The sequence below is a fragment of the Vibrio sp. V43_P6S15P86 genome, assembly GCF_009904725.1.
Taxonomy (GTDB): domain Bacteria; phylum Pseudomonadota; class Gammaproteobacteria; order Enterobacterales; family Vibrionaceae; genus Vibrio; species Vibrio diabolicus.
In genome coordinates this window covers 1-14,263 of record NZ_WXWT01000459.1, presented here as the reverse complement: position 1 = coordinate 14,263, position 14,263 = coordinate 1, and the positions used below count along the sequence as shown (strand labels likewise).

At 46.4% G+C, this 14,263-nt stretch carries 10 protein-coding genes, 1 pseudogene and 1 riboswitch; of the genes and pseudogenes, 4 read left to right on the top strand and 7 right to left on the bottom strand.

Features of this window, described 5'->3' with window-relative positions:
- The first annotated feature begins 26 nt into the window (after window positions 1-26).
- Window positions 27-899, top strand: a complete 873-nt coding sequence (locus CAG69_RS20565; RefSeq protein ID WP_161445977.1) for a patatin-like phospholipase family protein — start codon at window positions 27-29, stop codon at window positions 897-899.
- Between the two features lie 53 nt (window positions 900-952).
- Here CAG69_RS20565 and gbpA read toward each other — a convergent pair whose 3' ends face one another.
- From gbpA to CAG69_RS20550, 3 genes are all read right to left on the bottom strand, one after another.
- On the bottom strand, window positions 953-2,416 hold the full coding sequence (gene gbpA / locus CAG69_RS20560) for an N-acetylglucosamine-binding protein GbpA (RefSeq protein WP_161445975.1): 1,464 nt from the start codon (window positions 2,414-2,416) through the stop codon (window positions 953-955).
- Between the two features lie 106 nt (window positions 2,417-2,522).
- Window positions 2,523-2,623: riboswitch (cyclic di-GMP riboswitch) on the bottom strand.
- Between the two features lie 272 nt (window positions 2,624-2,895).
- Window positions 2,896-3,396, bottom strand: coding sequence for a fasciclin domain-containing protein (locus CAG69_RS20555; protein ID WP_161445973.1), 501 nt, complete (start codon window positions 3,394-3,396; stop codon window positions 2,896-2,898).
- An 80-nt stretch (window positions 3,397-3,476) separates the two neighbouring features.
- A complete protein-coding gene (locus tag CAG69_RS20550; protein ID WP_161445971.1) occupies window positions 3,477-4,958 on the bottom strand; it encodes a cryptochrome/deoxyribodipyrimidine photo-lyase family protein in 1,482 nt (493 codons plus the stop codon).
- A 108-nt stretch (window positions 4,959-5,066) separates the two neighbouring features.
- On the opposite strand from CAG69_RS20550, the gene CAG69_RS20545 reads away from it, so the two are divergent.
- Window positions 5,067-5,372, top strand: coding sequence for a DUF6482 family protein (locus CAG69_RS20545; RefSeq protein ID WP_006740792.1), 306 nt, complete (start codon window positions 5,067-5,069; stop codon window positions 5,370-5,372).
- Window positions 5,373-5,442: 70 nt separating this feature from the next.
- Here CAG69_RS20545 and trhO read toward each other — a convergent pair whose 3' ends face one another.
- Window positions 5,443-6,423, bottom strand: a complete 981-nt coding sequence (gene trhO / locus CAG69_RS20540; protein WP_161445969.1) for an oxygen-dependent tRNA uridine(34) hydroxylase TrhO — start codon at window positions 6,421-6,423, stop codon at window positions 5,443-5,445.
- Between the two features lie 307 nt (window positions 6,424-6,730).
- Between trhO and CAG69_RS20535 the strand changes: the two genes are divergently transcribed.
- Entirely contained in the window at window positions 6,731-7,204 is a 474-nt protein-coding gene (locus CAG69_RS20535) for a GNAT family N-acetyltransferase (protein WP_161445967.1), read from the top strand.
- A gap of 58 nt (window positions 7,205-7,262) precedes the next feature.
- Here the strand turns inward: CAG69_RS20535 and CAG69_RS20530 are convergent.
- Window positions 7,263-8,559 (bottom strand): annotated as a pseudogene (locus tag CAG69_RS20530) (alpha/beta fold hydrolase).
- A 210-nt stretch (window positions 8,560-8,769) separates the two neighbouring features.
- On the opposite strand from CAG69_RS20530, the gene CAG69_RS20525 reads away from it, so the two are divergent.
- Window positions 8,770-9,927, top strand: a complete 1,158-nt coding sequence (locus CAG69_RS20525; RefSeq protein ID WP_161445963.1) for a D-alanyl-D-alanine carboxypeptidase family protein — start codon at window positions 8,770-8,772, stop codon at window positions 9,925-9,927.
- Window positions 9,928-10,011: 84 nt separating this feature from the next.
- Here CAG69_RS20525 and CAG69_RS20520 read toward each other — a convergent pair whose 3' ends face one another.
- Window positions 10,012-12,669: an alpha-amylase family glycosyl hydrolase gene (locus CAG69_RS20520; protein WP_161445961.1), complete on the bottom strand. Its 2,658-nt coding sequence runs from the start codon at window positions 12,667-12,669 to the stop codon at window positions 10,012-10,014.
- Window positions 12,670-12,798: 129 nt separating this feature from the next.
- Window positions 12,799-14,262 carry a helix-turn-helix domain-containing protein gene (locus CAG69_RS20515; RefSeq protein WP_161445959.1) on the bottom strand — a complete coding sequence of 488 codons (1,464 nt, stop codon included), beginning with the start codon at window positions 14,260-14,262 and terminating at the stop codon, window positions 12,799-12,801.
- Between the last annotated feature and the right edge of the window lies 1 nt (window position 14,263).

Below are 14,263 nucleotides of genomic sequence, written 5' to 3'. Positions count from 1 at the left end.
CTTTTGGAAAGAATAATGGGGGAAATATGGCAACAAAAGCAATTGTAGTGGAAGGTGGCGCGATGCGAGGTGTCTTCGCAAGCGGAGTGCTAGATGCGTTTTTAGAGCAGAGTTATAAACCGTTTGATTTTGCCATTGGTGTATCTGCTGGCGCATCAAACTTGATTGGTTATTTGACCGACTATCCGCATCGCAGCATTAATGTCATTACTAAGCTGGCAAAGAGTAAACGCTTTTTTGATCCGACTCGATTCGTTAAAGGTGGGGATCTCATTGATGTGAAGTGGCTGTTTGAAGAGTCTAATCGTTTGTATCCCGTCGATGAAAATAAACTGTTTAATGGTATTCCTTTTCTGGCAGCGACGACGAATGTAGATACAGGACAGGCAGACTATTATCGCGTGACGCGTGATAATTTTCATCATGCGATTGAAGCGACAACAGCGTTACCCATTGCATACAAGCATACCCCTTGCTTTTCTGGAGGCTGCTATACCGATGGTGGGGTTGCAGATTCTATCCCAGTGCGTGAGGCTTATCGTCGCGGGGCTCGCGACATAACTGTTGTGCTTTCTCACCCGCTAAATTATACCAAGAAGCCAGTAAAAACCACATGGCTGATGAAGAAGTTATTTGCCGAACATCCTAAAATGATGGACGCGATGTTAAGACGTGCAGATAACTACAATCAATCGTTGGAATTTATTCGTAATCCTCCACCGGGAACGCATGTCAGAGTGATTGCACCACCAGATAATTTTCCTGTTCAGCGCTTATCAATGCGACAAACCGTTCTATTGGAAGGTTATGAAATGGGGCTGATTGAAGGGCGGGCTCATTTGGCTAATTTGTCAGGTGTTCATGGTTTAGATCGGGAAAACTGCCATTTTTGCGTTTGATAATGAAAGAGCCTCATAGCGAGGCTCTTTTTACTTAACGTTCAAAGGGCGATTTAGTTGACTTTATCCCAAGCCATTTCCCAGTGTGAACCAGTTCCTGGTTCGTATTGGTTTGCGCTTTCTTTCCACTGTACACAGTAACCAGAGTATGGGAAGGGTTTACATTGGTAAATGGCACCGTCGCTTGCAAGCACTTTTGTGCCCGCCGTGTAGCTAGATAGCCCTTCAGGGAAGACAAAATCGTACTCGCCAGATGGTGGTGGCGTTACTGACTCTTCTTTTAAGTGAAAGTCGAGCGTTTGCTGATCCACCAAGTTACCATCTTTGTCTTTAATACGAGTCACGAGCATATGGTGACCAGGCTCTGATTTGCTTAAAGCGAGCGATACAGCCTCCACCGAGCCGTCTTTCATTTCGTCTGCCCAGCTTGCAAGTGGCTCACGGTGGTGATTGTACACGGTGAGTTCTGCGTTTAAATCGCCTTCAGCAGTTAGTGTTAGATCCAACGTTGTCGGTGTTGACTCAATGATATACTCGTCTGCTAAGCCATCTACTGTGAGTGAGTACTCTGGAACGGGAGTTTCTATCTTGTAGCCGACTTCTACACGCTCAAGGCCGCTATTAGCTTGCAGATACACCGGATTAGTACCATAAACAGGAGTGAATTTATCCTCGGCATACTGTCCAGCTTGCAGTTTAGTTTGCTCTTGGTTGATCTTCGTTGCTAGAGCGTAAGACCAGTTTTTCGCTTTGCCCATGACTGCATCGGTAATTTCTAGCTCGGTTCGATAAGCTATGTTTTCACCCGCCAGATCAAATACGCGCGTATAAACCGAATCTCCAACATTTAAATCCATCGTCGGAATAATTTGACCGCCTTGCGTCCAATCTGGAATGACTGGACTGTCGCCATCAAATTTCACATCGATCACGTTATAAAATGAAGCCGCTGTGTCGCCAACATCCCATACCGCCAGAATGACGTGATACCCCTCTCGCGTAGGCACATTACATTGATGGCTCACCTGTTTTGGAGGTTGAACCATATTGCCGTCGACTACACAGAAAGGAGTCAGATCAAACGAGTCGCGTGATAGTGAGGCATTTGGGTTCCAATCAGGTTTGGTGATGTAATATTTCCAGTCACGCGTCACATGGTTAGCTGTAAATGTCCATTCAAAAGTCTGTGTACCTGATTGAATAGGACGTTTAACCCAGCGGTCGGCAGTTTGTTCATCAAGAGCGGCAGCTAGAGCGGTTTCGGCACTTGCTATTTTTCCATCGCGAGGCCCTGTTTGTGGAAAACCATCAGGGCCTTCAACGCTTTGCGGTTCATATTGAATCGCACCGCAGTTATTATTTTTTTCGTTAGTATCTGGCGTTGGATACTTACATAGTGCCGAGCGACTTGCAGCGACACCACCATTGGTTTCTGATACATAACCGTGAGCCGCTGCACCTGAGCTAATGCTTGCAAGTGCTAACGCAAGTACGGATTTGGTTGGAAAGGATTTCATCACATGTCCTCTGTTATGGCTGACAAATTAATGTCACACCTCGGCGCATGCTGAGCACGAAGCAACGCTGCATGAATCCATACATTTGGATAATGTAGTGTTGCAACATGGCAACCCCGCTATCATGAGCATTACTTTTGATGATGGAATGCTGACAGACCGGAAGCTTTGCATCCCACCCTTTCGAATGGTTTGCCGAAATGTGATTGAGCAGCCAAAATTTAGCTCAAGAATTAACATGTGGAAAAGTAAACGACACTGACATGGAATCATGTTCTCAAATTGAAAGGTAACGGTACGCCAACCTCATTGATATTGTGCTGTTTTGTTTCTAAGGTATTGGTTTTCATGTTGTTTTTGTCTTTTCTATAGCTGGAGCGAATGAGTGATTGGTTGTTGGGTCGAAGGTGGGAAGGGGCAGTATTAAGGATAGAAGAAGCACCGTTTAAAGGGCGGAATATACCGCCCTCTGAATCATTTTATTTAGGCATAATGACGGTATCAATAACATGAATGACGCCGTTTTTAGCTTTCACATCGGTTGCCATTACATTTGCATCGTTGACCATGACTTTATCACCCATGGTTTTAATCATCACGTCTTGCCCCTGAACCGTAGTCGCTTTGTCCAGCTTAACAACATCGGCAGCCATTACTTTCCCTGGGACGACGTGATAAGTCAAAATGGATACTAACTTGTCTTTGTTTTCCGGCATTAAGAGCATATCGATTGTACCGTCAGGCAGTTTTGCAAAAGCGTCATCCGTTGGTGCAAAAACAGTAAATGGGCCTTCTCCTTTGAGTGTATCGACTAGATCAGCCGCTTTCACTGCAGCGACAAGTGTATTGAAAGAGCCGTTTTCAGTGGCAACGTCGACAATATCAGTCTTCATCATGCCATGATCATGAGCTTTGACGGGAAGCATAAAAGATAAAGTCGCCATCAATGTAGCCGTGATAACCAAGATACGTTTAAACATAATGTGTTCCTTACGAGTTGGGGGTACAACGGTTTCCCTAGAGAATGTCTTCGTTTGTACGCATCTAAATGAAAAGATGATCAACGAGCCCTGCTTTCTTTCGATGGCCTCACGTGTCGCGTTAAAATCCGTTTGCCTTCTTGTTTTACATCGGCCCGTTTGCGCCATGCCCATAGACGCTCCCTTGCGTCTTTAGCTGCGCTATTTAGGTCGACAATAGGCGCTAGGTAACGGCTATCCGGTTTCAAGTGGTACATGACGGTTTCCATCTGTGTCATTGTCCAGGGCTCGAACAATAGTGGGGTGGGGACCATTTGCAATTCAGGCACCCATTTATAGATGAACGCGCCATCAGGGTCATGTTCTTGGGCTTGCTTAACCGGGTTGTAAATCCGGATTGTATTGGTCCCAGTTACCCCGGCTTGCATTTGGAATTGTGGGTAATGAATACCAGGCTCAAAGTCGAGGAATAGTTGCGCTAAATGCGTCACGCCAGTTCGCCAATCCATGTTCATGTGATGAGTGAGAAAACTAACCAGCATGGCACGCATACGAAAGTTTATATAGCCAGTCTGATGCAAACAGCGCATACAGGCATCGATCAAAGGTATGCCTGTATATCCAGATTTCCATGCTGCTAACTTTTCTTCATCGAAAGTGCTACTTTGTTTAATCAACGATTCGTAAGCCCGGTTAACACAGTAAAACTCCATGTCGTATTCCGACTCGAATTTCTGTATGAAATGGCAGTGCCAATGCAGCCGTGAAGACAACGCAATTAAGCTGCGACGAAACCCAGCAACTTGCCAGTGTTTCAATAGGTACTGATAAACTTCACGCAAGGATATATTACCCCAAGCGAGGTATGGAGAAAGGCGAGTACAGGCTGTACGTGAGGCTGTGGGACTAGAAATGCTTCGATAGTAATCACGACCTCGACGATGGAAAAAGTCCTCCAGTGTTTTCCAAGCGAGTTGGCTTCCTCCCGTTTGCATTCCTTTGCATTTTGATAGCCAGGATGAAGGTGGCGAAAACGCGCAGCCGAGTGCTTCTGCATCCAATGAATGCAACAAGTTGGTTTGCAGCTCAAGAGGGCTTATGGAGGCTCTCATGACCAAATCCCAATGTTTGTCCCAACCCTGCCGGTCTTTTGCTCCTCTAATAACAGCACCGTGCTCGAACTCAAACCACGTGATGTTTTGCTCATGCAGCCAGTCGGCAATTTGCTTATCGCGCTCAAAGGTGCAGTTGAGCCCTATTTCCTGATGAGAAAACACAGCGTTGATTTGATATTGCATTTGAATTGATTGAAAACATGCTAAGGCATCGCCAAACAGAACCGTGATGCGGTGTCCATAGGCTTTGAGCGTCTCATTCATGTCTTGCAATGATTGCCAAACAAATCGCCAGTGACGCTCAGAATAGTGAGGGTTGTTTAACAGCAACGGTTCAACAATATATAAAAGTACCGTTGGGTGCTTTGACGACAATGCTTGTGTTAAGGGCTGGTGGTCAGTCAGTCTTAAATCTCGTTTTAACCACACGACATTGATTGTTTGCATCGGAATCCTCTTTGTTTCCGATGTTGTACGCAAATGATCCGAAGAGATCTCACCTAATGATCGGTTTTGTTCATTAAAACGTAGAGGTTGCTCACAAGGAGGTGAGACATGTCGATACCACTGAGTAAGTTAGAAAAGTTCTTCTACGTAGATAAATTGATCATTCACTCGCTTGATCTCGCATTGTATCAAGCATCTGTCGTAGTTGATGGAAAAGCGCAATTCATCACTGACGACAACGGTATCTTTTTGAGGGCTCATTCCCTTATCGAGATGCAAAAGAAGTGCAAGAATATCAAAGCAAATAAGCAGGTTTTAGTACATCAAAGTGCTTATGATGAGATGGTGGGGCTACCCGAAGGCAAAAGAGACAATCAACTAGAGGTTTTGGTGAGAGATACAAAATTGTATTGAAAGAGTGTTGGTGCATAGTAAAAGCGAGCCACCTTACGGCAGCTCGCTTAAAATAGAATTAGGGTCGAGCTTAGTCTTGTTTACGCTGAGCGTCTTTTTGTGCATACTTAGCGGCACGTCGAGCTTCTCTTTGCTTGGCACTTTCGCCACCAACATGCTGCTCGCCTCGTTGCTCTGCAAGAACAATTTGTTTTTCACGTTCGCGGAATCGAGCAATTTGTTCTCCTGAGTGTGTGCCGTGACATTTCGGACAGCTCACGCCTTGCTCGAACATTTCTGACTGTTTGTCTTCTTCAGTGATCGGTAGACGACAAGCGTTACATAAATCGTAATCTGCTTTTTCTAGCTGGTGGTTGACTGCAACACGACCGTCAAACACATAACAATCGCCTTCCCACATACTCTCTTCCTCTGGTACCTCTTCAAGGTACTTTAGAATGCCGCCTTCTAAGTGGTAGACCTCATCAAAGCCCTGTTCTTTCATGTAAGCAGTTGATTTTTCGCAGCGGATACCACCGGTACAGAACATCGCCACTTTCTTATGCTTTTCCGGGTCCATGTTTTCTTTTACATAGTCTGGGAATTCACGAAAGGTTTCAGTATTTGGGTTTACAGCGCCTTTGAATGTGCCGATCTCGATTTCGTAATCATTACGTGTATCGACAACAAACACTTCAGGATCAGCAATAAGATCGTTCCACTCTTGAGGTTTCACGTAAGTACCCACTACGTGGCGAGGGTCTATGCCTTCAACACCTAATGTTACGATCTCTTTTTTCAATTTCACTTTGGTGCGATTGAATGGCTGGGTCTCAGAGTACGACTCTTTGTATACGGTGCCTGTCAAACGAGGCTCGTTGTTTAGCCACTCCAGTAGCGTATCAATACCTGCACGATCAGAGGCAACAGTGCCGTTGATGCCCTCACTTGCCAGCAGTAATGTTCCGCGAATATGGTGTTTTTCCATCAACGCAAGTAATGGCTCGCGTAGTTCTTGATAGTTATTCAGCTCAACAAACTTGTACAGCGCACAAACTACATACTGACTCATGAGGTTTCCTTTAAAAATACAGGTGGTCAACGACCTTAAAATTTTAGCGGCACGAAGTATACCTGACTAAATTAGTCGGAAATACGGACAAATTATGCGGATATTATGGCTAGGCAGGATGTAGCGGTGTTTTGATGCGGCAAAGCGTCACGCGGGTAAAATCGCTATGTGTTCAAATTATAAGCATAAATTGTAGAGAACAAGGTAAGTTGAACTCGACACTTTTGGTTTAAATTTGTACTGTGATTCCTTCTTCGGCTCTTCATTAAAGTTGTGCGCAAGAGCTACAAAATAATAATCGGATCAGTTGGCAAGGAAAGGACATGCAGCNCCCTTGCTCAAACAATTACTCGTTGAACTCGATACATCGCACTATGAAGCTGAACCGAACTTCTATCGTCCACCCAAGGAATTGGCGCAACTAAGAGAATCATATGGCACTTTCGAAAAGTATTTTGACGGCAGCGTGAGCGCTTTTATTGCTTGTTCGCAAAGAAAGGTCGTCGGTTTTATCTCTGGTTCGGTTCGTAACGTTCAGTCGCTGATTTCACCAGAAAAACGCGTTGGTTTTATTAATGAGCTTATTGTTTCAGAGAGCCATCGAAACTTAGGAATAGGTTTATCGCTGATGGATAAGGTGGAAAGCGATTTGTGTGCTCAAGGAATAGAAGAAATCGGCTTAACCGTGGCGTCATTTAACCATGAAGGTGAGGATTTCTATCATAAAATGGGCTACCGGGTGATGACGAAACGTATGACCAAGCGCGTAAAAGATTCGTGAAAACAAGATGGTAGGAATGAAACGCCTCTTACCTCTAGAAGAGGCGTTTTTATAGTATTTATTTCAAATTAGCGGCGGTTTTATTTCCCCATCGCAATTAACTTATCTAAAACGCGCTCACCGTCGGCACGTAAACCGTTGTGCTCGTACTCGTTAGTGATCCACGCTTTTGAGTTTGGGATTAACGCGAGCGTTTCTCGGCTGATATCCATTTCCACAAACATATCATCGGCGTAAACGGCGCAACTGACGGGCACTTTGTTTTGAGCCAGTTGTGTTTGATCGTACAGCGCAGTCCAATCTTCTTTCGCAGCCAATATTTCAGCTGCATCTTTTAGTGGCTTGAGGTTGACGTATTGATCGAACATCCATGGGAAGACCATTTCCCCCGTAAAGTAAAATGGCTTGCCAGGTTCATAATTAAACTCTGGTCGGGTTTGGCGAACACGGTGTGCACTCCAATTTGACGCAAAACCTTGGCAATAAATCGATTCATGCAAAATGGCGTAAATCGGGTTGGTTTGGAAGTTTTGCTGCGCCAACATATCGTTCAAGAACTCATAGCGAAGTTGTTGTTTGCCGTTCACTTCAATCAATGCACTTTCTAGCCAATAGTAAGTTGGCAAGAAAGTATCACTCACACCAAAGTTGATACCGATCTGCTGAAATTGCTCCACTGTGAAGCGTTGACCATTTGGTAGGTACTCTTCATTTTCCAGCAAGTGATTCGCAATGTTTTGGCAAAGTTGTTGCGCTTTTGGGAATTGCTGGAAGAACGCTTGGTTTTTCTCCATGGTACGTTTGAAGGTGGCTTCATACACATCGTCGGCATGACGCGAGACTGATGGCACGCCACCCGTGATGTAGCTTTGCAGCAAGCTGTCTGGGAACAAAGACAAATAGGTGAGGGAGCAAAACCCCCCAAAGCTTTGACCTAAGATCGCCCATTTTTCGACGCCAAATTGCTCACGAATGTACTCCGCGTCGCGCACGATGTTATCCGCTCGGAAGTGGCTCAAGTACTCGGCCTGCTTCTGCGGCGTGAAATGAGCCAGAGTCTGATGATTAATCACCGAACTATTGCCCGTACCGCGCTGGTCGAGAAGCAAAACTCGGTACTCTTGCAGCGCGCGTTTTACCCAGCCGTTATTGCCGTTTTGACGCGGAGAGGGAAAGCCTGGCCCGCCCTGAAAGTAAACCAACCAAGGTTTGGTCGATTCTTCATCGCCAACTAGGCAAACCGCACGAGCGAAGATTTCAATGGTGCCTTTACTCACGTCTTGGTAATCCAGAGGAACGGTAAAACTGTGGGGAGTGTAATGCAATCCTGCGTCGATAAATGATTGAGCGTTCATTGTTATCTTTATTTCCTTATTGAGGGGTAGCGCTACTTTACTGCGAATGGCGTGAAGAACCAATGCTATTTCCAAATCGCTTCGTCAGTTCTATACCTTGGTCAAATCAATGTAAGTTCAAGAAAATGAAACGATTAGCGACTGGTGCAACTGGTTGAGTGAGCTATGCTCAATAGAGTTGCGACAAAGTAAGAGCATGGAGGAAGTCGGATGAAAGTGTCACTGGCTCGATGGACAATTGTGACTTGTTTAATAAGCGTACCTACTTTTGCCGTTGTTACGCCCAACCCACCTCAGTTACAGGCAAAAGGCTACGTATTAATGGACTTTCAATCCGGTGCCATTATTGCCGAGCATAACGGGCGAGCAGGCCTTGCTCCGGCTAGTTTAACCAAGTTGATGACCGCTTACGTCGTTGGACAAGAAATCGAAGCGGGGCGTTTGAAATGGGATGATGTTGTCACCGTGAGCGAAAACGCGTGGTCGGCCAAGTTTCCCGGTTCTTCTAAAATGTTCATCAAACCGAAAGATGAAATTAGTGTTGCGAACTTAATGCGCGGCGTGATCATCCAATCAGGAAATGACGCGTGCGTTGCACTGGCTGAGCACGTTGCAGGCAGTGAACGCGGCTTTGTCGCCTTGATGAATGGTTGGGCGGAGAAATTAGGACTGCAAGACACCTATTTTGTGAACTCCCATGGTCTTGATAGTGATGGCATCCAAACCTCACCAACCGATATGGCAAAACTCATGCAGTCGATCATCAGCGATGTTCCTGATGTGTATGCGCTATACAGCGAGAAAGTCTTCAAGTGGAACGACATTACGCAGTACAACCGCAATAAGTTGTTGTGGGACAATTCCATTGATGTCGACGGGGGCAAAACCGGCTACACCAGCAATGCCGGATACAGCTTGGTGAGCTCGGCCAAAGAAGGAAGAATGCGCCTTATTTCGGTGGTGATGGGCACGCCAAGTAAACAGGCTCGGATCAGCCAATCGAAGAATCTACTTAGCTATGGTTTTCGTTTTTATGACACCAAGCAAGTTGCTAAGCAGGGCCAAGTTGAGTCTAAAGTTCGCGTTTGGAAGGGAAATGCTAATCAAGTTGAAGCGATCTTCGCTAAAGATGCCTATCTCACTCTGCCTCGTTCAATGACGGCTGGGCTTGATAAGAGTGTGGTGTTAAATGAACCGTTGATTGCGCCGATCGCGCAAGGAGATGAGATTGGTAAGGTCGTTTGGAAAAGCGATGACAGTACCGTGGCGAGTTATCCCTTGGTCAGCAGCCAAGCGGTAGAAGAGGGCTCGTGGTTCGGTCAGCTTTGGGACAGTCTGGTGCTGTGGGTGAAATCGTTCTTTAACTAGAATAAAAACGAGCAGAAGTGTCTTTCTGCATTCTTTTGTTGATGGCCGCCCAGCTAAACGCTGGGCGGTGTCTTTTTTAACGGTTTATTCCGACAAGGTGATGATTGGTAAATAGTCCCAAATCTTACTTTCATCCGATGCGCCACCGGAGAAGTTCCAAGGGCCTTTGTCTTGCTCTAGCGGACGGTAAGTTGCCGAAAGGCCGTCTAAGTCCCAAGTCGTGACATAGAATCGGATTCCATCGAGCGAATCTGGGCGGCCTAGTGCATCGCTAGCAAAGTCCATTGAAATGGTGTTGTTGGCTTTGTCTACTGTCACTGTTGGTGCTGGCGTTACGGCTTCTCCCCATGTCGTCGCATTTGCTCCTTTGGTGTTGTAAATCGAGCTTTGCCAGCCAAAAACAACCGCATTGCGACTCCAGGTTCCGCTTGGCATAGAAGCGTTGATCTTCGGTAGCTCAGACAAGTTGGTTGCGGCTTCTTCCGGTAAATCAATAAAGATGGTGAAACCTACGTGGTCGAAGCCGTTTGGTGGCAACCAAGTGTCGGTGATTTTGTCCATAGTGAAGGTCAAGCGTACGTTACTGCCAACGGTAAACACTTCTGCTTTATTGATCGCGAGCTGGCTGCTGTCTTTGTCGAACGTTGGATCAGTTGGTAGCGAGTAGTTACCGTTAGGACCGCTTGTGCCGTCTTGCGCATCACCTGCATCATCAATGGTGTCATCCGGCGAGCTTGACCAGCTTAGGTTCGAGACAAAATTCACGTCCTCGATGCCTGCTTTTTTCTCGGTGGAATAAATCGCGAAGCGGTGCTGTTGTTCGCCAATCGCAAAGTGACGAGTCGACAGCGTGACGCTAAACTGACCATCAGCGCCTACAGTAATGGTTTGCGCTGTTTCCAAGTTACCATCGACGACAAGGTTCAACTTCTCGTTGGCGTTCGCACTACCCGCGATAACAATATCACCAGTGATGGTTTGTCCTTCCCAATCTTGAGCAAGTCGGATATTGAGGTCTGGGGTCTCTACAGATTGGTTGTTGCTTGTTTTTGAGTAAATCACTGCAGACTTGGCTGGTAGCTCAAGGGTTACGTTACCATTTTCATCTGCGACTAACTGTTCTGGAGCGTTTGCCCAGTTCGATATGATTTGTTGTTTGAAGACGGTGCCGCCAACTTGTTCTACATCGAGTTGGTTCATCAACATCGGCGAGTTGGATGTATTCATCACAACCAAGACTTCGTCGTTATCCAACGTTCGGGTAAAGGCGAAGACGCCCGCGCCCGCTTTATCGCTGCCAATCACTTTTATTTCGCCACGTGTCATGACTTTGTTTTCAGTGCGTAGCTTGGCAAGTTCTTGAATAAACAAGTACATCTCACTGTTTTGGTCGAATGAGTCTACGTAGTTGCCATCTTCACGGTACCCTCCGGCGAACATCGCATCACGCGCCGATGACATCGCCTGTTCAGTACCTTGGTAAATCACAGGAATGCCCGGTACGCTCATCATGGTGATCAGTGCTTGTTTCATGTCATTCACGCTACCTTGCGACAGAAAGCGCGGCATGTCGTGATTATCAATGAAGTTCGGCATGATGTATGGATTTGGGAACATCTCCATCATTTTCTCAAGACGGAAACGTAAATAGTCGGTCGGTTGTCCTGATGCAAATACGCGCGTCATGGTCGCTTGCAATGGGAAGTTCAGTACCGAGGTTAGCTGTTTCGGCGAACCACTTTCACCGATGTAAGTCAGCATCTTCTCTTCGCCTTCGGTGTGGTAAGGCGTAGATGTTTCGAATACTTCACCAAAAGTGAGGAAGTTGTCACGACCGGTATCAACCGCTTGCGTCATCACACCATCGTCGGCATGTAGGAAGTCGTTCCAGAAGTCGTGTTCAACAAACTTCACCGTATCGATACGGAATCCGTCGACGCCGACTTCGCGAATCCATTTTCGGTAGCTCTCTTTTAGGTAAGCGCGTACTTCAGGATCGGACGTATTAAGGTCATCCAAATCAGAGAGTTGCCAGTTTTTTTCTTGTACCGGATCGTTGTGGTCGGTGATGGTTGGCGTCCAATGGTAGCTGCCTGTGCCGTCTGTTTTACACTCGTTCATGTTGAGTGGGTACGGCAGTTCTTGCCCGGCGGGTAGTGCATTTTTAATCAAACGGAAGCCTTGGCAAGGTAGGCTTGGATCATAACTGTAAGGATCATCGTAGGTAAAGAAGTTGCCTACATGGTTGGTCACGATGTCCTGAATTAAGAACATGTTACGCGCATGCACTTCGCGTGCTAACGCTTGGTAGCTTTCCATGTCACCAAAGTGTTCATCCACTTTTTGGAAATCGCGCGCCCAGTACCCGTGGTAGCCGCCGTAGTTTTGCTCTGCATCCCACCATTGGTTAGCAACTGGCGGAGTAATCCAGATCGATGTGGCACCGAGATCTTCGATGTAGCTTAACTTATCACTCACGCCAACGAGGTCGCCGCCGCTGAATTTTTTATCCGAAGTCGGATCGAATTCGTTTTGCCCTTGATCATTAAGAGCGCTGTCGCCGTCGTTAAAACGGTCGATCATCAGGAAGTAAATGATTTGATCTTGCCAATCAGGAGATGCCACGTGGCTGCCTGTATCGATTGGTGTGGTTTCGTCGCTTCCACAGCCAGAAAGAGCAAGAGCGATCGCTAAAGGAAGTATTTTTATTTTATTCATTGGGTTAGGTAGAGTTTCAAACACAGTTTTTGCCTCCGTTATGCAGCAATGCAGAAACGATAAAGCAAAGGTTTGAAGTTGAGAGTGTCATTTCACGCCAAAAAAGACGTGAAATGATGTCACGAAGAGATGATTTTGATCTGACCGACAGTTTTAATTGAGCGGTTGCACAATAGGATATTGTATCGGGTAATGCTCTTTCGCGAGCTCGTTGTCGGATTCATCATAAAGGCGGAAACGGCACTGCTTTGCAGTTTGAGTGAGCGATAATTGTAGCACCCAACAAGCATAATGTAGCGAGTGTTTGGTTAAGCGCATTGCGTGAGGTGTGGGGTCATCATCGACGTAACAGTCAATCCTCACAACGTTTTCAAGTCGGCATGCCAGTTCGACAAAGAGCGTGTATTGCGCCCCGATATTAATCAGCTGTCGAGTCGGGACAATGTATTCCGTTGCGCCAATTAAAAGCCCCTTAGAAACCACATAATCACGCTGGTGGTTATTCTCAATGTAACGCTCCCCATCGACTTCATAACACAGGCGAAAGGTCAGGGGATGCGCCACCGGAAGTTCGGTCGTTGCCCAGAGTTCGGTGCCATGACTTAAAAAACGCTCGAAGAAGGCGGGGTAGCGCCGCCATGCGCCATCACGGTCACGGCATTCTACCGAGACCACTTTTTCAAACGCAATATTGTCCACTTCCATCCAGATTTTGCCGACAGGTTGGTCGATGTGGTTATCGTCGAAGGTATTGGCTTTGGCGTAGTACAAGCGGATCGGTTGTTGATTTAGTTGAGTTCGGTTATCCAAACATTGTTGGCGATACTGCATGGGGGAAAACGGATACCAACGACGAAAAGTGCGGTGAAAGTTCGATGGTTCTTCGTAACCAAGTTGATAGGCGATTTGCTGCGTTGTGAGTTGGGTGTCGGCAAGCAAAGTGAGTGCTTGCTTTCTTTTAGCGAAATCAACGCATTGAGAGTAGCTCATTTGCTTCTCTTGCAGTCGACGTTGCAAGGTGCGTTTGGAGACGCCCAGTTGCCTTGCCGCTTGCTCTAACTTGAGCGCGTAATTGCTGTTTTTGATGAACAAGGCGTTCAAAACACTCAGTAATTCTGGTTGCTCAATTGGCTGGTGAGAAAGCAGCAAATAAACATGTTTCACCAGGTCAAATACGCTTGAACTCGTTTTAGAATCTCGCGTTTCCCCTAGAAAAATATCGGCCGCGAGTGGATTGCTGGCTTGAACTTGTACCTGTATTGATTCGCTTAGCTCAAGCATTTCCAACTGCATTTTGAGCAAGCCAAACACCGACTCCGCCCAATTTGGCATATCGGCCGTTCTGCATTCGACTTGCAGATGGATTTGGGCATCACCATGTTGCAATGTGACGTACAAGCGGCGGTCGAATAATGAGACACTTTTACTCCACCAAAGCAGCCCTTCTTGGAGGTTAGGCGCTTCTTTCAACATCATGCATTGCAAGGCCACCAACTTCTCAATGTGCCAATATTCGCCGGCAATTCTCAGATGATTGTGACCGAGCTTTTTGCACAGAAAGGATGTAATAACGTTATCTTGAGGCAGCATGAGTTGAGTTTGGTTGCGAGCAAACATG

Excerpts from the sequence above, each read along its gene's own strand:
- CAG69_RS20565 (WP_161445977.1), top strand. The coding sequence starts at position 27 with ATGGCAACAAAAGCAATTGTAGTGGAAGGTGGCGCGATGCGAGGTGTC.
- gbpA (WP_161445975.1), bottom strand. The coding sequence starts at position 2,416 with ATGAAATCCTTTCCAACCAAATCCGTACTTGCGTTAGCACTTGCAAGC.
- CAG69_RS20555 (WP_161445973.1), bottom strand. The coding sequence starts at position 3,396 with ATGTTTAAACGTATCTTGGTTATCACGGCTACATTGATGGCGACTTTA.
- CAG69_RS20550 (WP_161445971.1), bottom strand. The coding sequence starts at position 4,958 with ATGCAAACAATCAATGTCGTGTGGTTAAAACGAGATTTAAGACTGACT.
- CAG69_RS20545 (WP_006740792.1), top strand. The coding sequence starts at position 5,067 with ATGTCGATACCACTGAGTAAGTTAGAAAAGTTCTTCTACGTAGATAAA.
- trhO (WP_161445969.1), bottom strand. The coding sequence starts at position 6,423 with ATGAGTCAGTATGTAGTTTGTGCGCTGTACAAGTTTGTTGAGCTGAAT.
- CAG69_RS20525 (WP_161445963.1), top strand. The coding sequence starts at position 8,770 with ATGAAAGTGTCACTGGCTCGATGGACAATTGTGACTTGTTTAATAAGC.
- CAG69_RS20515 (WP_161445959.1), bottom strand. The coding sequence starts at position 14,262 with ATGTTTGCTCGCAACCAAACTCAACTCATGCTGCCTCAAGATAACGTT.